Raw genomic sequence first — 21,558 nt, forward strand, 5'->3', positions numbered from 1 at the left:
TGCCAGGGGATCAGCCGGATTGTCGTTGGAGTTGGTATTTCTGCATGCGATAACGCAGGGTCTCGCGAGTGGTGCGCAGTGCCCGCGCGGTTGCTGAGACATTGTAATCGTGTTGCTCCAGTGCAGCCTCGATGACGCGACGATCCATGTCATCCAAGGCGAGACTGCCGTCCAGCGGCAGGCAAATGTGCGGCGTGGATGGCGCACCGGGGCGGTTGGGAAATTCAGCGGCCGTCGGCGGCGGGCCCAGTTGCAACCACTGAGCCGAAAACGTGCCGTGCTCGCTCAGCAGGACGCTGCGTTCGATGACGTTGCGTAATTCGCGAACATTGCCCGGCCAGTGATGCGCCTTGAGACGCGTCATGATGTGCGGAGGGATCTCGCGAACCCGGCGACCGGCCTTGGCATTGAACTCCGCGACGAAGGCCGGTACCAGTTCGTCGAGATCCTCCGGACGCTCGCGTAAGGGCGGCAATTCGATCTGAAAGACGCTTAGACGATGATAAAGATCGGCGCGGAAGCGCTCATCGCGGACATGTTCCGCCAGATTGCGGTGGGTGGCAGCGATGACCTGCACGTTGATGCTGATTTCCCGATCTCCGCCCAGACGTCGAATGTAGCGTTCCTCGATGGCCATGAGCAGCTTGGCCTGCAGGTCGGGGTCCAGTTCGCCGATTTCGTCGAGGAATAGCGTGCCACCGTCGGCTTGTTCGAAGAGTCCACGATGGCGGCTGCGGGCGCCAGTAAAGGCGCCGGCCTCGTGACCGAACAGCTCGGACTCGATCAATTCACGGGGTAACGCGGCGCAATTGAGTTGTACCATGGGGCCGTCAGCGCGCGCGCCGGTGTGATGCAGGATACGCGCGGCAAGCCCCTTGCCAGACCCGGTCTCGCCCATGATGAGCAGGGTGCTGAAGGGCGCGCGCGCAAGCCGTTCGAGGAGTTCTCGAACTTGGCGGTTGGCTTGGCTGTTGCCGTACATGGCCTCCGGTGTGTAGCGGGCGGAACCCTCGCGTTGTTGTTGATCCAGTCGACGCTGGGCACGGGCACTGCGTGCCGCACCAGCGACCACCAAGTCGAGCCGGTCGCGGTCGCAGGGTTTTTCGAGGAATTCGTGTGCGCCCAAGTGCAACGCTCGTACGGAGTCGGGCACGCTGCCGTAACCGGTCAGCAGCACCCATTCTGAATGGATGGCGGCCTTGCGAGCATCGGCGAGCAGGTCCAGACCGTTGCCGTCGGGCAAACTCATATCGGATAGGACGACCAGGGGATCGAGTTGATTATCGAACAGGCAGCGGCGCGCCTCCGCGGCCGTCGTAGCCAGCGTGACCTCCCAGTGTTCGCGCTGAAAATGGCGGGCCAGTTCGTTACCCAGCAGCGTCTCGTCCTCGATGATCAGCAAGGTCTCGGGCATGGCAGATATTGGTTTCGTGTTGTGAACAAGGGCGACATTATCCTCCTTGCGGGGCTGTCCGGGGGTTCGGTGTCAGTTGTCACCCGGTCGCAGACCGCAGGGCAAGGTGAGACGTGCGCGGGCGCCACCTTCTGTACGATTGCTCAAATGCAGTTGTCCGCCGCAATCGAGCGCGAATCGGCGTGCGGTGGCAAGTCCTAGTCCGGTGCCGGCCGGCTTGTCGGAAGCAAAAGCGCGCGGGCCGGAGCGCAGCAGGGCACTTGAAAAGCCGGGACCATGGTCGTCGATCGTAATGACGATCAGTCCCTCTGCGCGATGGGCTCGAACCATTACGCGTTGCGCGTGATGGCCCGTGCTTGCTTCGCAAGCATTGCTGAGCAGGTTCAGCAGCGTATGGCGGAATGCGGTTTCCGGCAGTAGGCAACTCAAGCCTTCCTGCGTCTCGAACACGATGCGCAGTTCGGATCCATAGCGAAAGCGCAATAAGGTGCCGAGGCCATGCAAGGTGTCGCCGATGTCGACTTGGCGGGAAGGCTCTGGGCGGTGACGTGCACGGGAGAGATGCGTGTTCAATGTGCTGACCAAACGGTCTATTTCGTTACCGATCAAGATGATGCGCTCGTGGAATTCGGGATCGGAGCATTCGGTTTCGAGGTTGCTTAGTGCGAGGCGTATGCCCGCCAGTGGATTGCGCAGGTCATGCGCAAGGCTGGCGGCGACTTCGCCGGCTGCCGCCAGGCGCTCTGCGCGGGTCAGGGCGGCTTGGGTGAGAAACAGCGTACGGCTGGCCTCGTCGATGGCTTCTGAGAGCGCTTGTTCGCGCAGGGCATGCTGGTCTTCCAACAGCCGCAGGCGGGCGACCAGTTGGTTATAGCTCGAAAAAAGCGGGTGTAGCACCGGGGCAACACCGGTCTCGTCCAGTGGGCGGTATTCGCGCCCTGCCAGCGCGGTCAATAAATCAGCCAGGCGGCTGAGCGGTGCGACCAAGCGGCCCTGGAGCGCGCTGAGCAGGGCAATCACGAGTAGCGGGAATGCGGTCAATAATGCCAAGGCGAGCTGTAGCGCGCGTCCGGCGTCTTCGCTGACCAGTTTCAGCATCGGTACGCGTGCCCGATCCTCTTCCTCAGCGGCTTGGTGCAAGAGCATCAGGGCATGATTCAGATGGATCGACAGCGCAGGTTGATCGAGTTCGTGCTGGGCGGCGCGCAGATGCGTTGGGGTGTCCGGCGCCAACCATTCATGTCGTCGAGCGAGTGCGTGAAGTTCCGTTCTGAGCGAGGGACTGATGGTTTGTTTGCGGGTGATATCGTGCGTGAGTGTGCTTGAAATGACCTGTAGCGCGGCGAGATTTCGGGCTTGTTGGTAAAGCGGATCGAATCGCGTGAGGCCATGATGGATGAGAAATACGAGAATCGCCATGGCGCAGACGAATAAGGTAGTCGACAGCGTGACTGGCAGCCACAATGGCTGCATGACCAGTCGCCTGAGTGCGTGGCTGGGACTACGAATCAGCATGAAACGTTCTCGTGTCGGCGGGGGATGTAGGGTGGATAATCCGCTGACCGCCGGTAGAGGTGGGAGTTCCCGCGGCCACACTTCATGTCCGCTGGGTGAGGGTTGCCGCGTTTTCATTCCCGAGAATGGTTATCGGCTTTTTGCCGGCGATATGCGAGCCGGATCAAGAGTGTGAAGCTGAACACAAAAAAAGCAGCGGCTAGCCAGATCAGCATCGGCGGCAACCCAAAGATGCTATCGACTAAAATGACTCCCAGTAGTGGGCCAGAGAGAAACAGTGCGGGTAGGCCCAGAGGCGATAGTCTGCGTAACAGCCCCAACGTCCTGAGTGGGTGTGTGTGATGGTTGTCTATGGGTGGGGAGGGCATTGTTTGCTCGATTGGGGCGCACGGCGGCCGAGGGACGAACCTCGATCGCCGCGTCGTCATGGCTCCGTGATAGTTTCAGTGGGCGTAGGCTGCCATCTTGTTGATGCGTGCCCGGAAAACCCAGAACTGATACCAGTTGTACATCAACATCACCGGGATGAATCCGCCAACTGCGAGGGTAAATGCGACCAGCGAGTTCGAAGGATTGGCCCCATCGTAGATGGTCCATGTGCCGGGCACCAGCCAGGGGTACATGGTTGCCATCATCCCGCCCCACATCAGGACGATGAGCGTGGCCAGCCAGAGCATGGCGCGCATGTCGTTTTGCCGTGTTGAGGCCAGGCGCATCTTGAACGCGGCATATACAATCACCACACCCAAGAGCAGCCAAACCCAGGCGTAAGGACCGGTCCATTTGGCAGCGGCCCAGGGGAAGGTGATCAGACTCCAGATCAGAGTCACCACCACGGCTGCTAGAGCAAGATAAAAATTGGCGGCAACCCAGCTACCCGCTTGCTGATAAGTTGAGCAACGGCGTTCGAAACGGGCTCGGATGTACAACCCACCGGCGAGCGAGGCGGCGACCACGGCACCAACACCAGTCCAGATACTAAACGCGCTCAGGAAGCGTAGATCGCCACCGACGTAGTTGGGTACCATCGTATGACTGAGTGGGAATCCCTTGAGAGCCGCGCCGAGCGCCATACCGGCGAAGAAGGTCGCGCTCAGGCTGCCGAGGCCGAATCCCCAGTCCCAGAAGCGCTTGCTGGCACTCGAATGCACTCGAAATTCGAGTGCGACGGCACGGATCATGATGCTCAGCAGCGCGAACATCAATGGGATCATCAGATAATGGAAGGCAGACCCATAAACCAGCGGAAAACTGCCGAAGATGATGCCGCCGGCGACGACCAGCCAGGTTTCGTTGGCATCCCAGGTACCTGCCATCGAGGCCATGATCGCGCCACGCTCATCCTCGTCTTGCACAAACAGTGAGAAGATACCGGCACCAAGATCAGCGCCGTCGAGGATGATGTAGAGCATGAAGCTCAGACCCAGGGCAATCCACCAGATAAATGACAGTTCGTTTTGTATCGTGGATAGGCTTTGCATATCTCGATTCCTGCGGTTCGATTGAAGGTATCGTTAGTAGACCGGGCGTACATATTCGGGGTGTGCCTGATCGTCACTCGGACGTTCAAGATGCCCAAGCGGCTCGTGTCCACCCTCGATCACTGGGCTCTCCATATCCGGGCCTTTGCGGATGACCTTGGCGAAGAAATACCAGGCGCCGCCCCACACGAGAAGCTCGAATACCGCGAAGCAAACGAGCCAGAGAATTTCGGAGCCGACGCTCATTTTGCTTACGCCAGCCGAAGTCTTCATCAACCCGTAAACCACCCAGGGTTGGCGTGCGATCTCACGTGTCCACCAGCCGGTCCAGATGGCGGCATAGGGCAAAAACGCACTGAATACGAGGATGCGTAAATACCCTCGGTGCGAGTGGGCTGTCTGTGAATCGAGGCGGCCTCGCAGGATCAGATAGGCGCCCCACAGCGCAACGATGAATAAAAAGAATCCGATCGCGACCATGACTCTGAAGGAATAGAACGGGAGTAGTACCGGGGGACGGTCTGCGGGTTTGAACTGATCGAGCCCCGTTACCTTGCCGTTGAGCGTGTGTGTTTCGAGTAGGCTGAGGACATGCGGAAGGGTGATGGCGAAGTCGTTCTTGCCGGCGGTGTCGTTCGGCCAGGCTATGATGTGCCAGCCAGAATTTACCGAACCATTCGAGTTGTAGGTGTGATAATGACCCTCCATCGCCGCAAGTGCCGCCGGTTGCGCCTGTGCGACTACGCGCCCGAGGCCGTCGCCGAGATAGATCTGTAAGGGCGTGACGAACAACAGCGCGATCAGTGAGTACTTGAGCGAACGCTGGAATAGTGCGCTATTGCGGTTCCTGAGCATGAACCACGCCGAAATGCCCGCGACGAAGAACAAGGCCAATTCGACGGCTGCTATCCACATATGCGGGAAGGCGAAGATGAAATCCGGATTCAGGATGGCCTCGACCCAATTGTGGACCATGAAAATTCCATGCTGGAGGGTGACGCCGGTTGGCGTTTGCATCCAGGAATTGGCAACCAGAATCCACATCGCCGAGAGGCTGGATGAGAGCATGACGTTGAAGGTCGCGAAGAGATGCATCCGTTTGCCGATCTTGCCCCATCCAAAGATCATCAGGCCTACGAACCCGGCTTCGTACATGAATGCGGTAATGGTTTCGTAGCCTAGTATGTTGCCGAAAAATGGCCCTGCTGCCTGCGAAAAAGGCCCATAGAGAATGCCGAAGGCCATTTCCATGGTGACGCCGGTGGCGACGCCGGCGCCGAAATTGATGATGAACAGTTTTTCAAAGAATCGAGTTAGTCGATACCAGTGTTCATCGCCCGTCCTGACCCATCGCCACTCAGCGATAAACAGCAGAAGCGATAGACCGATGGTGAGTGGCGGGTAGAGGATATGCATGCTGGTAATCCATGCGAAATCCAGCCTGCTCAGCAGAACCGAAAGCGAATTTTCGAGCATTGGCGTGCAACTCCATGGCTTTGACGTGCCCAATGGAGAGCAAGTGATGTGCCATCACGCCAAACGCACTGGCAGCGTCGATTGCTGGGGGCAGAACACGAATTGGGTGGTGGATATCAACCGATTATGGGGATATCCACCACCTACGCGCGTGTTTGGTACACACGTGGTATCAGTGGTATCAGTGGTATCAGTGGTATCAGTGGTATCAGTGGTATCAGTGGTATCAGTGGTATCAGAGGGGCGGGATGCCGATCATTTGCAGCAGATGATCGCCGATCAGGGCAGCGTAGAGGATGAATAGATAGCTGATCGATGCGCTGAAGACACGGCGCGCGAAGCGATCCATTTCAACACCAACGGGCATGCGCTTGAGTTTGATCGTAAGCACGGTATACCAAATCCCGCTGACGGCCGCGACCGCAGCGTACGGGAGGCCGGCGCCGAAGAGGGCGGGAGTCAGGCTGACGGCAATGGTTGCCAGTGCGTATTTGACGATCTCCGCACGGGTACGCTCAACGCCGTGGGTGACCGGCAGCATGGGAATGCAGGCCTTGGCATAGTCTTCGCGAAAATACAGTGCGAGCGGCCAGAAGTGTGCTGGTGTCCAGACGAAGATCAGGGCGACCAGTAGCCAGGGCAGAGGCGCGGTAATTGGCGCACCTACCGCAGTCCAGCCGATTAGTGGCGGCAATGCACCTGCAAGCCCGCCCCAGACGATGTTCCAAGGTGTGCTTGGTTTAAGGTAAAGCGTGTAAATAATCCCATAACCTATTGTTCCAAAAAGCGTTAGTAATAACGTGATCGGGTTTGTCCAATTCGCCAGAATGGTCACGGACCCTGAAAATAAGGCGATGGCATAGAGTACTGCGCCACCCTGGGTAATTCGCCCGCTGACCAGCGGTCTACGGCGTGTGCGGCGCATATGCTGATCGAGCAAGGGCTCGACCAGCTGATTGAGTACGCCACCTGCGCCACCGGCCAGTGCAATGCCGGCCAAGCCCGCGAGCGCGCCGCTCCAGTGATGCCAAAAGTCCGGAGCCAGTAGTTCGCCGACGATTGCGGTGAAGACCAGTAGCGAGACGACGCGTGCCTTTGCCAAGGTCAACAGGTCGCCGATCAGACTGGGTTTTGCAGGGGGAATACTCGCTTGTCCGTTGCTATCGAGTTCAATTTCGTTCATGGATGAATTGACCGTTCGGGTGTGCTCGGGATGGCATCGCCATCCCGAGTTGCAGGGCTTCAGTAGGCCGCCGCGAAGAGTGGGATCAATAACGCCATTGCAGGACGATGGCGCTGGTGATGAGCAAAACCATCAATTGATGGAAGGCGACGATTGCACCCGGGGATTTGGGCTTCAGATTCACGGCGTGAAACAAGAAAAAGCCGACGGCGGCCTGGAAGACGGCGAGTGCGAAGGCCACCGGGTAGATTTCACTTAGCCAGCCCAGGGTGCCGAGTACCAGCATCGCTGCAAAGCCATGCACGATGAATATCCATTGTGCCGTTTTTTTCGGGTGTAGAAAGGGTTCGATGGCTTGTCCGAAGCCTCGCTGCCCAGTAACCATACCGCCCATAAAAATAGTGAACAGTAAGGCGTGCAAGGCGATCGTGATGTCCACGTATGCCAGCAGGTCGATGCCGGGATAGACGATCCCGACCAGGTAGTTGAGGAAGACGAGGTAGGCGAGTAGTCCGTGGGTGCCATGCACGAAGGCCGGTGCGCGTCCCGCGAGTACGTACAAGGTGCCCATGCCGAAGAGCGCGGTGACTACAATAAGACCGAGACCGGTGAAGGTCATTTTGTCTGGGTGCAGTGCAGCAAGTGCCACAGCGGTCAATCCAACCGCCGTGGCCAAGACACGGTGAGCTGCCTCGGGGTCTCCACGCAGCATCAGTACGATGATATTGCGTGTGTAAGGCCACCGCGTGCCCAAGGAAAGGCCATAACCGAAGCCTTCCACGATGCTGCCAAGCAACATCAGCGCGATGGCGAAAATGACCTCAGAGAGCATCAGGCCCTCTACGACGGCCCCCTTTATCGGCAAGGGACTCTCAAGTCCCCGCCAGATGCCTAGCACGATGGCCAGTAGTACAAGACTGCCGATCCCGAGCCCGATGATGCGTACCGTGAGGGTCATTTCGCCCTCGACGACGTGCTTTGGGTCTGAGTTGGCTTGCGTTTCCGTCGAATTGCTCATGGCTCTGGCTTCCATCGGTTAAAAACCGAGGAGTTTACAACCAGTGAGTGCGTTACCCCAGCCCCGGAATCATCGTACGCATGTGCAACGTATAAAACATCCAGATGGTCAGGCCGACCGCCATGATGAACAAGGGGATCGTCAGCACCAAGGCGACCGTATGCCAGATCTGGGTCTCGGATAAATCGAGATGGAACAGGAAGTATAACTGTACCAATATGACCACGAATGCGATGAGCGATAACACCACCGTGAGTGCGTTGGGTGTCAGTGCGTGTCCCTTCACCAAGCCAAGAGACAGGATCATCATCGCCAGGGCGAAGACATAGCCAATCAAGTATCCACGGGTATTGGCGAGCTTGACCTCGGGATGATCGAGCGGATTATCGTGTCCGTGCGACATCAGAGCACCCCCTTCAGATAGACGAACGTGAAGACGCACACCCAAATGATGGCTTGGAAGTGCCAGAAGAGTTTGAGGTTGATCAGCCGATAGACCACGTTCTGCGAGAAACCCTCGCGCATGACCTGGATAAGCATGATGAACATCCACAGCAGGCCGATGATCATGTGCAATCCATGAGTGAGCACAATGGTCCAGTAGGCCGACAGGAATCCGCTGCGTTGTGGCACCGCTCCTGCGGCGAGGAGATCGGCAAATTCCTTGTACTCCATACCCAGAAAGACCAGTCCGAGTACGAAGGCGGCGAGCAGACCGTTGATCACACCGGCACGACTGCCTCGCTTGAGGGCGGTCATGCCCAAGCCGTAGGCGAAGACACTGCTGAACACCACTACGGTCTCCCACATCGCATAGACGGGGTGAATAATGTCGGCTGCCGTTGGGCCACCAGCAGCGTTGCGCACATAGACACCATAGGCCGCGAATAACGCCGCAAAGATCATGGCGTCGCTAAGCATGTACAACCAAAAACCGAGGGTCCGAGTCGAAATCGGATCGTGACCGTGATGCTCGTAGTCCCAAAGCGCCGCGGTGCCGGGATCGACGGTCTCAGCGGAATGTGAACTCATGAATCGATACTCCTAGCGAATAACGTATGGGTTTGGATTGGCCTACCCCTGTCCGGCGGATCGAGCCGACGGACAGGGGCTTGCCGATCAATCGCCTTGATGCTTTTTCGCGGATGCCTGCGGCGCTGCATATGCGCCGCTACCGACCGCGCCGCCGGCCTGCTCGACCTTGTTGCCGCGCGCCAACATCTCATTTTCCATCCGCTCTACATCGGCAGCCGGGATGATGTAGTCCGTATCCTTGTCGAACGAGCGGTAAAGAATGACGATGAGCATGGCGATGGCACTGACCGCGGCCAGCCACCAGATACGCCAGACCATCGCAAAACCGAAGGCGAGGGACAGCATGCCGAGGATCAGCGGTACCGCCGTGTTTTTCGGCATGTGGATGTCCACATAGTGATCCGGTCGCAGGCTAGTCAGACCATGCTGGCGTCGCCAGGCCCATTCGTCGCGGTCGTGTACGATGGGTGTGACCGCGAAGTTATAGAACGGCACCGGAGAGTGCGTCGCCCATTCCAGATTGCGCGAAGTACCCCAGGCGTCTGCACCGACGGCGTTTTTTTCGCGATCTCGAATGCTGACCACGAGCTGCAGAACAAAGTAGACGATCGAAATTGCATAAAGGCCAATGCCAACCATTTCGGCGATCAGCAGTGGTTGCCAGGCCGGGTGCGTGATGTAGTCCAGGCGACGGGTCATGCCCATGAAGCCCAGGGTGTACATCGGGATGAACACCATCAGGGTGCCCGCAGTAAAGAACCAGAAGAAACGTTTACCCAGGCGTTCATCGAGCTTGAAGCCGAATACCTTCGGGAACCAGTAGGAGACGGCACCGAATGCTGCGTAAACGATCAGTAGGAACATGTTGTGGAAGTGAGCGATCACGAACACGCTGTTGTGGACAATATAGTTGATCGCGGGTACCGCCAACATCATGCCGGTGAGGCCACCGGAGATCAGCAGGAACATGGAACCCACCGCCCACAGCATCGGCGTGTCGAAACGTATCCGGGATCGATACATCGTGAACGCCCAGTTGAATACCTTCACGCCGGTTGGAATGCCGACGAGCATGGTAGCCAGACTGAAGAAGGCGTTGACGTTGGGACCGGCGCCCATGGTGAAGAAGTGATGTAGCCATACGCTCCAGGAGACGGCCGCAATGGCCATTGAAGCGATGACCATAGTGATGTAACCGAACAGCGGTTTTTCGGAAAAGGTCGGAATGATCTCCGAGAGCATGCCGAAGGCCGGTAGGACGACGAAGTAGACCTCCGGGTGACCCCAGATCCAGAACAGGTTGGTGTACATCATGAGGTCGCCACCCAGGCCCACCGTGAAAAAGTGGGTGCCGAGGTAGCGGTCGAAGGTCAGCAGTGCCAAGGTCACGCCCAGAACCGGGAACGAGGTGAGGGCAATGATGTTCGAGGCCATCGAGGTCCAGGTGAATACCGGGAGGCGTCCCCAGGTCATGCCCGGTGCCCGCATCTTGATGATGGTTGCGATCAGGTTGATCGCGCCCATGGTGGTGCCGATACTGCCGATCTGTATTGACCATATCCAGTAATCGACACCGACGCCTGGGCTATAAGGCAGTTCCGTCAGCGGAGCGAGTCCGACCCAGCCGGCATGTGAAAAATCGCCGATGAACAGGGCGATCATGACCAGTGCCGCGCTCACCACGGTAAACCATAGGCCGAGTGCGTTCAGATACGGGTAGGCCATGTCACGCGCGCCGATCTGCAACGGTACGATGATGTTCATCATGCCGACGAGAATCGGTGTCGCAGCCACCAGAATCATGATCATGCCATGGGCGGTGAACACCTGGTCGAAATGGTAAGGCGGCAGATAGCCATGCGCCGCGCCTAATACGCCAGGCGAATCTGGTCCCACCGCGATCGCCTGCTGCGAGCGAATCATCAGGGCGTCGAAGAAGCCACGGAACATCATCACCAGACCGACGACGATGTACATCACGCCGATCTTCTTATGGTCGACCGTGGTCAGCCATTCGCGCCAGATATAACCCCACTTGCGGGCGCAAGTCGCCCAAAACAGGAGGATTACACCTACGACGACCGACAGCTCAAAGGCGAAGAAGAGGACCGGGTTGTTGTAGTGGACCTCAAGCAGCAAGCCCAGGCGCCCGAATATCGGGTTCCATGGTCCTTGTAGATCGACAAGCATTACGGTGATCCTCCTAGCTTAGTTAGCGTGCTTAAGGAATTCTTCTGACTGCATGTTCTCAGTCAGTGCATTCGGTGTCGGGTAGACCTTGCCAGCCTTGGCAGCCTTGATGACTTGAGTGAAAAGGCCGGTCTGCACATCGGAGAAATACTGTGTTTTATGGTTGATATTGACCGTGGGCTGTGCGTATTTTTCAAAATCGGTATAACTCAGGTGGGTGTTGCTTTTTTGCACTTTGGCCACCCAGGCATTGAACTCCGACTGGCTGACCGCCTTGGTCTTGAATTGCATCCAGGAGAATCCGCCACCACTGAGTGCTGCCGAAAAGCCGTGGTATTCGCCTGCATGGGATGCTAGGAGACTCTGCTTGGTTCTCATGCCCGGCATGATGTAGATCTGTCCGACCAACTGCGGGATGAAAAAACCGTTCGTCACCGAGGTGGATGTCAGTCGAAAATTCACTCTGGTGTGTGTGGGGATGACCAGTTCGTTCGAGCTTGCGATATGCAGCTTGGGGTAGACAAACAACCATTGCCAGTCGGTTGTGATTACATCGACTTCAAGTGGGTCTGCTCCGGGTTGCGTCTTGGAGGTCAGGACGGTCGGATTGTAGGGATTGACTTCATGAATGCCGATGTAGGAGTAGTAGCCCAGTACGGCCACGATGAGTATTGGTACTCCCCAAACAATGACCTCAAGCACATTGGAATGCGTCCAGTTGGGGTCGTACTTGGCCTTGGTTTTGGCATTTGCGCGATAACGCCAGAGGAACCAGATCACCATCAGCGTCGTCGGGATGACGATTGCGAGCATGATTGAGACATCGAGGATCAGGTAGTGCAACTCCATTTCGCTGATTGGCCCCTTGGGATTGAAGAGCCAGAAGTGTTGGTTGCTGCACCCCCCCAGGAATAGGAGCGGCATCAGCGCTAGATAGCGGAGTGCGCCTGGGAATTTCTCTCGGGACATCGTTTGATCCTCTCTCCCTGCACGAGTGAATTGATGGACGCGCCGTACGAACCCAATGCCGTCGTCGAAAGCAGGGGGCACCAAGTTATGAATCATGGCTACCAAGCTTTTGATGATCCGGCGACATACTTCGCATCCTGCCGAACGTTTATGACCCGCAATGTGGGCCCGATATATCGATGTCTAAAACCTCGATGAGGTCCTATTGATTACGGTGTTGCACGCATAAATACGATATATGTACTTATCCTAATATTGTAATATAGCCGTTTGAATATTTCACCAGCGGATACCGCATACATCCGGCGGCGGCGGGTTTTGACAGGCCCGACTACGTCGAACCTCACGCGTTAATGGTCAGTGCTTCCTAGTCCATTATCGGCGCGAACGCCAATAACCATCAGCTATATTGCAGTATGAGGATGCCTACTGGGCCAAACTCAACCGGTGTGTTTCTGTCGTTGTGGCTGCGACAATGCGTCGCGGGAATGGTGGATGTCCAGCGCCAGAATGTGCTGAAGGTGGGCAATGCCTGGAAGTCCCAGCGCCGGGTTGCGGGCTGCTGTTCTGAATTGACTTGCCAGTGACCGCATGGGGGCGACTTGAGTCAAGTACCAAGCCGCTTGGTTAAGTGAGCGTCGTGATTCAGCTGTTCGCGGCCATTCCGCATACGCGGCGACCGCTGAGTCGTAAGCATGAATCATGTTACGACCGAGGGGTCGTATCAGCCATTGCGTATTGCTGATCGCCTGATGAATGGCCTTGTTGGCGGCTTGCCAGCGCGGTCCACCGTGGGAAGCCGCATCGACGGCCGAGCGTACTTCTTTACGCAGGTGCGCGATTGGAAATACGTGGGCAGTAATCTCAATTTCGGCAACGAGATGCTTTATTTGCTCGCGGGCCGCTTTGGGTCTGCCCGTCTGGGCTAGGGCTTGCCCACGTTGGGCCGCTGCCAGGAGCTGGTTACGCGCGGAGCGGTCAGCGCTCGGTATGGGCAGACGCTTGATGCTACCGATCAGGCCGTCCCAGGAGGCTGCTGCGTTTGATGGAACGGGGTTGCTCAGACTCTCGGACACCATGACGATCCGATCACGCAGACCCGCCAGGGCTGGCGGCGTTGCCATCTGCAAGAGATGACCGTTGGCATCCGCAAGGGCAATACGAAGTCGCAGGGTGTCGTGTCGCGCTGCGGCACGCTGCGCCGCTCTCAGATCCTGATAGACCAGTAGATCGATATCGATCAGGTGTGCGCTGAAACCGGGTATCAGATAGTGGCTTCGATCAAACTGTTGGTCCGATTTTGCGGAGGTTTTTGCATGCTGCGTCGCGGCCCATGCACCTGGACACAAGAAGGCGCACATCAAGGCGCCGCAGAATGCCAAGCGGCGCGCGCGTTCCGGACGTGTGGGTGTATGGATGCCGCGATAGCGAGCGGTAAGACCTGGGGTGGGTACCATGTTGTCCTGAGTTTTGGGCTATCGGGCTGTTGTCGTTGATCCGTCGCGAAGCGGACTGTAGGACCATGATCGGAGCAGAAAATTCCACCGAGTTGTGGGTAAACCGCGAATTCGGTCGTTGCCGGCATCCTATATTTCGCGAGGCATCATTCTTTGGCGATCGCGTGATACGGGTAGCGGGTCTGGACATAATCCGTGACCAATGCCTGAAATTCCTCGGCGATATGATCCCCTTTGAGCGTGACGGTTTTTTCGCCATCGACGTAGACAGGGGCGACTGGGGTTTCTCCCGTGCCCGGCAGGCTGATGCCGATGTTCGCATGTCGGCTCTCGCCGGGACCGTTGACGACACACCCCATGACGGCGACGCTCATGGATTCTACGCCCGGATGGCTGGCCCGCCATGAAGGCATCTGCTCCCGCAGATACCCCTGAATCGATTCGGCCAATTCTTGAAAATAACTGCTTGAAGTCCGACCGCAGCCGGGACAGGCGACGACCCGAGGTGAAAAGGCGCGCATGCCCAGGGACTGTAAGATTTCCTGTGCGACGAGAACCTCTTCCGTTCGCGCGCCGCCGGGGGCAGGTGTCAGGGAGATGCGAATCGTGTCGCCAATCCCTTCACCGAGCAGGATAGAGAGGGCGGCAGTCGAGGCGACGATGCCCTTGGTGCCCATGCCGGCTTCGGTCAGCCCTAGGTGCAGTGGATAATCGCAGCGGCCGGCAAGGTCGCGATAAGCCCGGATGAGGTCAGGTACCCCAGAGAGTTTGCAAGACAATATGATGTGATCGTGTGGCAATCCGAGCGCTTCCGCGCGTGCCGCGCTGTCCAGTGCCGAGGTGAGCAAGGCTTCGTGGGTAATCGTTTCCAGAGGCAACGGTTGTGAGAGGCGTGCATTCTCATCCAGCTTGCGCGCCAATAGATCTTGGTCAAGAGATCCCCAGTTGACGCCGATGCGTACGGGCTTGTGATGTTGGCAGGCAATTTCGATCATTTGCGCAAACTGGGTGTCGCGTTTGTTGCCACGTCCCACATTGCCCGGGTTGATGCGGTACTTCGCCAAGGCCGCGGCGCAGTCTGGGTACTTCGTCAGCAGCTTATGCCCATTGAAGTGGAAGTCGCCGACCAGTGGTACATCGATATTCATGGCATCGAGACGGTTGCGTATCTCCGGTACGGCAGCGGCCGCCTCTTCAGTATTGACGGTGATTCTCACCAGCTCAGAACCCGCCTTGGCCAGTTCGGCCACCTGAATGGCGGTGCGTACTGGGTCGGCAGTGTCGGTATTCGTCATGGATTGCACCACGACCGGCGCGTCCCCGCCAACGGTGACTTGTCCGATTCTGACGGAAGTACTATGTCGACGGGCTAGGAATGCTTGCATCAGATTGAACTCAATGGAAATGCAGGCGGAGATTCTAACGCGTTTGCAGCCAAACTCGCAGGGGGGCATCTGACGCCTTAGCGCATCAAGAAGCAGGCCTCCGTTGGTCGGGCTCCCCGCGCTTTCCGTCGGATCGATTCGTCTTGTCGGGCCTCACAGCCGATACTCTTTAGCATTCCCTGCAACCAGCATGCGCCTGCGCGCTGGGCAATAGGTGGGACATGAGCCAGCCACGATCCGAAAACGTCGTTCCAATTGGCCCGCAACGGGTCCGTGTAGATGCGGTCGAGCGCAGTCAACTGGTTACCCGGATTCGCGAACAGATTCGGGAGGGCTTGACGCAGCGACTCCATGTCATGCTGGAGCAGGTGGATGACACATTGTTCGCTCGCGCCGATCGGGCCGATAGCAACCAGCAGCAAGCCGCCTATTTCGATGCGATGCGCGAGATAAGACGCAAGCGCCCCACGCTGGAAGCAGACTTCGCCGCGCTGATTCTCAAACGATTCGATCAAGCATTACACCATCGGCAACAACCCTTGACAGCCGCGCAACGCAATTTGCCAGACGACGAGCTGAGTCTGATCGAAACCGACGAACTCGAAGAACGCTTGGCAGTGGACGCGATGGTCACCAAGGCCAAGCGACTTTACGCCGAGGCGCTCTATCTGATCGGTCAGCGGCTCGCCGCGATGGCGGGTACACCCGCACCCGCGGTGAACGAGGAGGTTGCCATCGGGCCAGGCGTTATTTGCGGCGCCTTCCAGGAGGCTTCAGCCTCGCTTGAAATCGACATACAGATACGCCTGCTGCTGTACAAACTCTTCGATCACGATGTGATCAACGCGCTGGGTGATCTCTACGCGGGCGTCAATTTAATCCTGCGCGAAAGCGGCATTCTACCCACACTCAGTGCCGCGGACGCCGTGCCAGGGTCGGCGCGACACTCACGTGCCGGCAGGCGCGCGCCTTCATCGGGCGGAGGTGCTGGAGAAAGGGTTCCCGAATCCGATGAGATGGATGAAATCGCTCGAACCTTGCGCGATTTCCTCTATGGACATGACTCCGTATCGGGACAAGGATCCAGTCTGGGATCAGGCGGTGCGGCCTACGGTGGATACGCAGGTATATCCGGTAATGCTTCTCCGCAGCCGGTGATTGAGGCTTTGTCGCGCCTACAGTTGACCGCTGTGGCCGGCGATTATTGCGTGGATGGTGGCCTTTCTCTGAACCCGGCAGCACTCAAGCGTGGCTTGATAGACGGCAGTGGTACGGCCACGGGTACCGGAGCCTTAATCCGGCCGCTGGAAGACAAGACGATCGATGTGGTCGCCATGTTGTTCGACTTTCTGTTTGATGATCCGGATCTGCCCGGACAAATCAAGGGCGCCGTGGCTCGATTACAGATACCAGTGCTTAAGGCTGCATTGATCGATGCCGAGTTCTTTACTCGCAAACAACATCCCGTGCGACGTCTTCTAAACCAATTGGCTCATGCAGGAATCGGCTGGTCACCGGACGCCGATGATCCAGATGATGGTTTGCTGGTCTGTATCGAGCGCCTCGTCGACCGTGTGCTGAATGAATTCGAGGACAATGTCGCAATATTTTCCGATGTGCTGGATGAATTTGAAGAATGGCTACGAAAAACGGAACATCGCTCCTCGGTACGCGAAGAGGAACTCGTTGGAGAAGCGCAACAAGCTGAGACACAAGCCGTCGCCAAGGCCGCCGCTGCTGCAGCCATTCATGAAACCATCGGCGAAGCGGAATTGCCGGAACCTGTGCGGACTTTTCTGAACGGTCCCTGGATGAATTTGCTTGCGCGCATATACCGCTTGGAAGGGGGCGGGACACCAGCCTGGGAACGCGTCCTCAATGTGGCTTCGACCTTGGTTTGGAGTTTGATGCCCAAGGGCAGTGAAGCCTCGCGCCGACAACTACTCGAAACGCTGCCGACCTTGCTGCGGGCGCTGCGCGACGGCATGGAGCGGTTGCATCTACCGGCAACAAGTCGTGAGCAGTTACTCAGCTGTTTGGCGGTGGAGCACACACGCCTCGCACGGGCAATGAATGCATCGATGCCACCTGTTAGCGGCGGTATACAGAAAACCCAAAGTGTAGTCGCCGGGAATGAGAGCGTACCGACTATGGCGGAAATCTCGTCGGACCCGCAATCATTCATGGCTCGAAAAGCCGCTGAAATCAACCGCATGATCGATGAGGGCCGATTCCTGGGTGGGATGAGTACGCCTCGCCTGAGCGAGGATGGGCCCTTGGATCATTTCTATGAGCGCGCGGAAGATATGGGTGAGGGTGCTTGGCTTGATTGGACCGATACGACGGGTCGCGAGCAGCGGATCAAGCTCTCTTGGCGGAGCGTGATCAGTGGCAAATATTTCTTCGTGAATAGACAGGGTGTCAAGGTTGCGGAAATGAATGCCCATGCCCTTGCGCACGAATTGCGGGAAGGGCGGGCCCGCGTGATAGAGGATGCGCCGATGATGGATCGCGCCTTGTTGTCGGTGTTGGATAATCTGCAGCAAGGCGTGTGAGTGTCAATCGCCAGCGACTTACCTGGAAAGCGCGGTAGCATCCTGGCCTGGGCACTTTACGACTGGGCCAATTCTGCGTTTGCTACCGTCGTGATGGCGGGGTTTTTCCCTATTTTTTTTCGTGAATATTGGAGCCGAGGCCAAGCCTCCGAAACCATCACATTCCACTTAGGTGCTGTGAATTCCGGAGCCAGTCTGGTCATCGCTCTCGTGGCTCCAGTATTGGGGGCGATGGCTGATCGTGGGCACGCCAAGAAACGCTTTTTAGCGGCTTTTACGGTGTTGGGGATTCTGGGAACGGCCGGGATGTTCAGCCTGGGTGGCGGGCATTGGATGCGTGCCGCCGCGTTATACACACTAGGCATCGTTGGCTATATGGGCGCCAACATTTTTTACGATGCGCTGATCGTCGCCGTGGCGCGGCCACAGGAATACGATCGGGTCTCTGCGTTGGGCTACGGTTTGGGGTATCTCGGAGGAGGCGGGCTGTTCGCAATCTGCGTCGCTTTGACGCTCTGGCCTACGCACTTTGGCTTGGCAGATGCCGCCGATGGCGTCCGTTGGTCCTTTTTGCTGACCGCCATTTGGTGGGGTGTTTTTACATGGCCCTTACTGTTGCGCGTCGCCGAACCCGGTAGCGCCCTGCCAGCCATCGGGTGGGCCAGGACAACTCGTGCCGGTTGGCATCAATTGCTTAATACCGCGCACGAGATTCGCCGATTGCGGGTAATCGGTAGTTTCTTGCTGGCTTATTGGCTGTATATCGACGGAGTCAATACGGTCATCCGTATGGCAGTCAATTACGCGTTGTCGCTCGGTTTCGGAAGTCAACAGTTAATCGCGGCACTTTTGTTGACGCAGTTCGTTGGCGTGCCTGCGGCCATCGGTTTTGGCTATTTGGGGGAGAGAATTGGTACCCGGACTGCCATCTTGCTGGGTATTGGCGTCTACGTGCTGGCGACCATTTGGGCCGCCAATATGCATAGTACTTGGGAGTTCTATGCCATAGCAGCCGTGATTGGATTGGTGCAGGGGGGGGTGCAAAGCCTTAGTCGGGCGCTTTATGCGCGCCTGATCCCCGCGGGGAAGTCTGGAGAGTTTTTTGGTTTTTACAACATGCTCGGTAAGTTTGCGGCGGTGATTGGTCCTCTGTTGATCGGATTGACCGCGCTCGTGAGCGATGACGCCCGTCTGTCGATACTCTCCATACTGCTGCTCTTTATCAGTGGTGCGATATTGCTATGGCGCTTGCCGCTGCACAATATTGGTGCGAACTGGTCCGATAGCGAGACCTCGAAGCCTCATTGAGGTGCCTGCATCTTGCGCTGCCGGCGATACGGATACCCGTTGACGCAAGTCTGCACCCATTCACCACCTATGCTGGCACATGGCTTGCTTGGCGCATCTAGATCAAAGGGAGTGCATGATGTCATGACGCACCAAAGCGAGGCCCATCTGCTGGTTCGTGTAGGGGAACTGCCCGCACCTGCCGTGTGGAATTGCTTGGGTAATCAACTGGATGATGAATCCGGTATTTGGCTTTTTGATTGCGCGCCGCATGGACAGAAAGTACTGCTGGACCGCTTGCTACAGACACTCTTGCCGAGTGCCAGACCCGGTGTGCTAGCCCTCGCGCTTGAAGAGCCCTCTATTGGCATTACCTCTGTCGAGATGCTGCGCCGACTCACGCCATTGGAGTCACTGCATGCGCGTGTGCATCACCCATGGATTGCACGGGATCTGGAACATTACGTTTCCAGCGATATACAACCAATCGTTGATTTGAACCAGAGTGGGCGCATCTTTGCGTATGAGGCGCTATGTCGCGTCAGCCTTGAGTCGGGTCTGCGTCTGGGAGGAGGAGAAGCGATTGCCATTGCACGGCGTGCCGGACGATTGATTGAATTCGATCTGGCTTGCCAAGCCAGTGCCTTGACGGTGAAACATCGCTTATTACCCGAGGGCATGCCTGTATTCATCAATGCCATGCCCAACAGCCTCATGCGCAGCGATTTCGCCACGCATCCGTCTTTCAAACTGATGCAAGACCTGGAGGTACTGCCCCATGAGGTCGTGATTGAAGTTGTCGAAAGCGAGCAGGTCGACGATCCAGAAGCACTGGCCGCTGCCTGTGATCAACTCAAGGGGATGGGGTTTCGCATCGCCCTGGACGATATCGGCTCCGGTTATAGCGGGCTGAGCTTACTGGCGGCGCTAAGGCCTGACTTCGTCAAGATCGACAGGGCTCTGGTGCATGGTGCGCATAACAGTCGTATGCGCATCGGTGTGCTTGAGGCCTTGATTTCCATGGCACAACGGCTTGGATGCGTAACCATCGCCGAGGGATTGGAGGATATCGAGGACGTTGAATTATGCCGAGATCTCGGGGTCGGCTTCGCACAGGGGTATTTTTTCGCACATCCTACGCCCGGTCTGGCCGATGCGAGCAAATTCCCGGTATTTTCGCAGACACGCAATCGCCAGATGCGTTCGTTGATTCGGCTGGGCGATTTCCTGAGCCCAGGTGAGACACTGTCAATGGGCGCTAGCATGGCCGATGCCCATCAGTTGTTTCTTCGTGATACGGCGCTGGAATACCTGATCGTGCTCGATCAGGGGCGCCCTTTGGGCTATCTTACGCGGAAGGTGCTAAATGCCCCCGGATGGGGGCCGCTCGGTCGTTATATTCAAGGTCTCGAACAAGTACTCAGCGCACGCGTGAACGTGCACAGCCTGTTGCGGCGTCTCTATGACGTCGGTGGCCGTGCCCAGCCTTGGGTTGTCGTGGATGATGCTGGCCGATACATGGGCACTCTGGTCTTGCTGGGTGTGCTCGATCACTTGCTGAACGTGGGTTTGCCGCCCAGCGTACACCCCCTGAGCGGGTTGCCAACCGGACCGGTACTTCGCAGCCTGATCGAGCAGCGTATTGCGGGTGGAGAGACGCTGCAGATGGTTTACTTGGATCTGGACCACTTCAAGGCCTTCAATGATCGTTATGGCTTCGTGCGCGGCGATGCCATGATCAAGGTGCTGGCCGAGATTCTGCGCAAGGGTTTTGATGGATTGCCGGAGGCTGAATTAGGGCATATCGGTGGTGACGATTTCCTGCTGGTGGCACCGGCCCATACGCCTGGTCTCCAGGCGCGTATCGGGTGGTTGATCGATCGTTTCCATGAGCTTGCACCCCATCTTTACGATGAGAGCGATCTGGATCTGGGGTATTTCAGTACCCAGAACGGCCAGTATTATCCCGTGGCGACGTTGTCCGTCGTCGTCGTCAACGGTCAAACGCGTCCGATGACCGATAGCGTGATGGCGAGCACCCGCGCCGCGCAGTTGAAACGCGCTGCCAAGGATCGTATGGGGAGTGTGGTCGTGACCGAAGGTGACCCGTTGAGTCTGGTCGAGCGACCGCGTGTGCTCGGGCAGGCCGCATGGCGCAATGCCCTGGAGTGCGCATTGGCAACTTTCCCAGAGGACGGCGCGGCGGATTCGATTGATGCGTGGTTTGGTCGGCATACTGCTTTCGAACTGGTTTTCCGTCTAGACAGCGAGGGAGTCCAACAAGGTGCGAACTGGTTGAACCCGGCAATGCGCGGTTTGATCAAGCGTGGTGGGGATGGCATGAATCGGGCCGATCGCGCCTATTTCCGTGAGTTGCGTCGGGGGCAGCGCAGTTATCTGTCGAGCATTTACGTATCGAGGGCAACCGAGGATTTCTGTATTTCGCTGGCCATGCCAAGCTGGCACGCGGACGGAGCGCTCGCGGAAGTGATGGTCGGCGATATCAATTTGGTGTCTCTGGTCGCGCTGGCAGCCATGCCTGCGGGGGTGGCGAAGCGACCATACGCTAGGCGGGGCCGGAAGTCGTAGTTTG

The 21,558-nt window shown here is 57.5% G+C and carries 15 protein-coding genes; 3 read left to right on the plus strand and 12 right to left on the minus strand.

Features of this window, described 5'->3' with window-relative positions; translation table 11 throughout:
* Nucleotides 1-10 precede the first annotated feature (10 nt).
* From BI364_RS08030 to ispG, 12 genes are all read right to left on the minus strand, one after another.
* Nucleotides 11-1,414, minus strand: a complete 1,404-nt coding sequence (locus tag BI364_RS08030) for a sigma-54-dependent transcriptional regulator (RefSeq protein WP_070078295.1) — start codon at nt 1,412-1,414, stop codon at nt 11-13.
* 72 nt (nt 1,415-1,486) lie between these two features.
* Nucleotides 1,487-2,929, minus strand: a complete 1,443-nt coding sequence (locus BI364_RS08035) for a sensor histidine kinase (protein ID WP_070078296.1) — start codon at nt 2,927-2,929, stop codon at nt 1,487-1,489.
* A 443-nt stretch (nt 2,930-3,372) separates the two neighbouring features.
* On the minus strand, nt 3,373-4,410 hold the full coding sequence (locus tag BI364_RS08040) for a cytochrome d ubiquinol oxidase subunit II (RefSeq protein WP_070078297.1): 1,038 nt from the start codon (nt 4,408-4,410) through the stop codon (nt 3,373-3,375).
* 33 nt (nt 4,411-4,443) lie between these two features.
* Nucleotides 4,444-5,886 (minus strand): cytochrome ubiquinol oxidase subunit I, encoded by a 1,443-nt coding sequence (locus BI364_RS08045; protein ID WP_070078298.1) that lies wholly within the window; start codon nt 5,884-5,886, stop codon nt 4,444-4,446.
* Nucleotides 5,887-6,121: 235 nt separating this feature from the next.
* Nucleotides 6,122-7,069, minus strand: a complete 948-nt coding sequence (locus BI364_RS08050) for a heme o synthase (protein WP_070078299.1) — start codon at nt 7,067-7,069, stop codon at nt 6,122-6,124.
* An 85-nt stretch (nt 7,070-7,154) separates the two neighbouring features.
* The gene (locus BI364_RS08055; RefSeq protein WP_070079969.1) at nt 7,155-8,087 is read right to left on the minus strand and encodes a cytochrome C oxidase assembly protein; all 933 of its coding nucleotides are present in this window, start codon (nt 8,085-8,087) and stop codon (nt 7,155-7,157) included.
* A 52-nt stretch (nt 8,088-8,139) separates the two neighbouring features.
* The gene (locus BI364_RS08060; RefSeq protein ID WP_070078300.1) at nt 8,140-8,490 is read right to left on the minus strand and encodes a cytochrome o ubiquinol oxidase subunit IV; all 351 of its coding nucleotides are present in this window, start codon (nt 8,488-8,490) and stop codon (nt 8,140-8,142) included.
* Nucleotides 8,490-9,119, minus strand: coding sequence for a cytochrome c oxidase subunit 3 (locus BI364_RS08065; RefSeq protein ID WP_070078301.1), 630 nt, complete (start codon nt 9,117-9,119; stop codon nt 8,490-8,492). The genes BI364_RS08060 and BI364_RS08065 overlap by 1 nt, the downstream gene beginning before the upstream one ends.
* 87 nt (nt 9,120-9,206) lie before the next feature.
* The gene (locus BI364_RS08070) at nt 9,207-11,312 is read right to left on the minus strand and encodes a cbb3-type cytochrome c oxidase subunit I (protein WP_070078302.1); all 2,106 of its coding nucleotides are present in this window, start codon (nt 11,310-11,312) and stop codon (nt 9,207-9,209) included.
* 18 nt (nt 11,313-11,330) lie between these two features.
* The gene (locus tag BI364_RS08075; RefSeq protein ID WP_070078303.1) at nt 11,331-12,281 is read right to left on the minus strand and encodes a COX aromatic rich motif-containing protein; all 951 of its coding nucleotides are present in this window, start codon (nt 12,279-12,281) and stop codon (nt 11,331-11,333) included.
* A 440-nt stretch (nt 12,282-12,721) separates the two neighbouring features.
* Nucleotides 12,722-13,738 (minus strand): hypothetical protein, encoded by a 1,017-nt coding sequence (locus tag BI364_RS08080; protein WP_070078304.1) that lies wholly within the window; start codon nt 13,736-13,738, stop codon nt 12,722-12,724.
* 146 nt (nt 13,739-13,884) lie between these two features.
* Entirely contained in the window at nt 13,885-15,123 is a 1,239-nt protein-coding gene (ispG, locus tag BI364_RS08085; protein WP_070078305.1) for a flavodoxin-dependent (E)-4-hydroxy-3-methylbut-2-enyl-diphosphate synthase, read from the minus strand.
* A gap of 221 nt (nt 15,124-15,344) precedes the next feature.
* Here ispG and BI364_RS08095 point away from each other — a divergent pair, with 221 nt between their 5' ends.
* The 3 genes from BI364_RS08095 to BI364_RS08105 all read left to right on the plus strand — a co-directional run bounded on the left by BI364_RS08095 (nt 15,345) and on the right by BI364_RS08105 (nt 21,554).
* Nucleotides 15,345-17,678 (plus strand): DUF1631 domain-containing protein, encoded by a 2,334-nt coding sequence (locus BI364_RS08095; RefSeq protein ID WP_083251253.1) that lies wholly within the window; start codon nt 15,345-15,347, stop codon nt 17,676-17,678.
* Nucleotides 17,679-18,986: an MFS transporter gene (locus tag BI364_RS08100; protein WP_233279597.1), complete on the plus strand. Its 1,308-nt coding sequence runs from the start codon at nt 17,679-17,681 to the stop codon at nt 18,984-18,986. It abuts the gene before it with no gap.
* A 123-nt stretch (nt 18,987-19,109) separates the two neighbouring features.
* Nucleotides 19,110-21,554 (plus strand): EAL domain-containing protein, encoded by a 2,445-nt coding sequence (locus tag BI364_RS08105; RefSeq protein WP_070078308.1) that lies wholly within the window; start codon nt 19,110-19,112, stop codon nt 21,552-21,554.
* Nucleotides 21,555-21,558: the final 4 nt, after the last annotated feature.

Origin of the sequence: Acidihalobacter yilgarnensis (assembly GCF_001753245.1) — a bacterium.
Taxonomy (GTDB): domain Bacteria; phylum Pseudomonadota; class Gammaproteobacteria; order DSM-5130; family Acidihalobacteraceae; genus Acidihalobacter; species Acidihalobacter yilgarnensis.

Excerpts from the sequence above, each read along its gene's own strand:
- BI364_RS08030 (WP_070078295.1), bottom strand. The coding sequence starts at position 1,414 with ATGCCCGAGACCTTGCTGATCATCGAGGACGAGACGCTGCTGGGTAAC.
- BI364_RS08035 (WP_070078296.1), bottom strand. The coding sequence starts at position 2,929 with ATGCTGATTCGTAGTCCCAGCCACGCACTCAGGCGACTGGTCATGCAG.
- BI364_RS08040 (WP_070078297.1), bottom strand. The coding sequence starts at position 4,410 with ATGCAAAGCCTATCCACGATACAAAACGAACTGTCATTTATCTGGTGG.
- BI364_RS08045 (WP_070078298.1), bottom strand. The coding sequence starts at position 5,886 with ATGCTCGAAAATTCGCTTTCGGTTCTGCTGAGCAGGCTGGATTTCGCA.
- BI364_RS08050 (WP_070078299.1), bottom strand. The coding sequence starts at position 7,069 with ATGAACGAAATTGAACTCGATAGCAACGGACAAGCGAGTATTCCCCCT.
- BI364_RS08055 (WP_070079969.1), bottom strand. The coding sequence starts at position 8,087 with ATGAGCAATTCGACGGAAACGCAAGCCAACTCAGACCCAAAGCACGTC.
- BI364_RS08060 (WP_070078300.1), bottom strand. The coding sequence starts at position 8,490 with ATGTCGCACGGACACGATAATCCGCTCGATCATCCCGAGGTCAAGCTC.
- BI364_RS08065 (WP_070078301.1), bottom strand. The coding sequence starts at position 9,119 with ATGAGTTCACATTCCGCTGAGACCGTCGATCCCGGCACCGCGGCGCTT.
- BI364_RS08070 (WP_070078302.1), bottom strand. The coding sequence starts at position 11,312 with ATGCTTGTCGATCTACAAGGACCATGGAACCCGATATTCGGGCGCCTG.
- BI364_RS08075 (WP_070078303.1), bottom strand. The coding sequence starts at position 12,281 with ATGTCCCGAGAGAAATTCCCAGGCGCACTCCGCTATCTAGCGCTGATG.
- BI364_RS08080 (WP_070078304.1), bottom strand. The coding sequence starts at position 13,738 with ATGGTACCCACCCCAGGTCTTACCGCTCGCTATCGCGGCATCCATACA.
- ispG (WP_070078305.1), bottom strand. The coding sequence starts at position 15,123 with ATGCAAGCATTCCTAGCCCGTCGACATAGTACTTCCGTCAGAATCGGA.
- BI364_RS08095 (WP_083251253.1), top strand. The coding sequence starts at position 15,345 with ATGAGCCAGCCACGATCCGAAAACGTCGTTCCAATTGGCCCGCAACGG.
- BI364_RS08105 (WP_070078308.1), top strand. The coding sequence starts at position 19,110 with ATGACGCACCAAAGCGAGGCCCATCTGCTGGTTCGTGTAGGGGAACTG.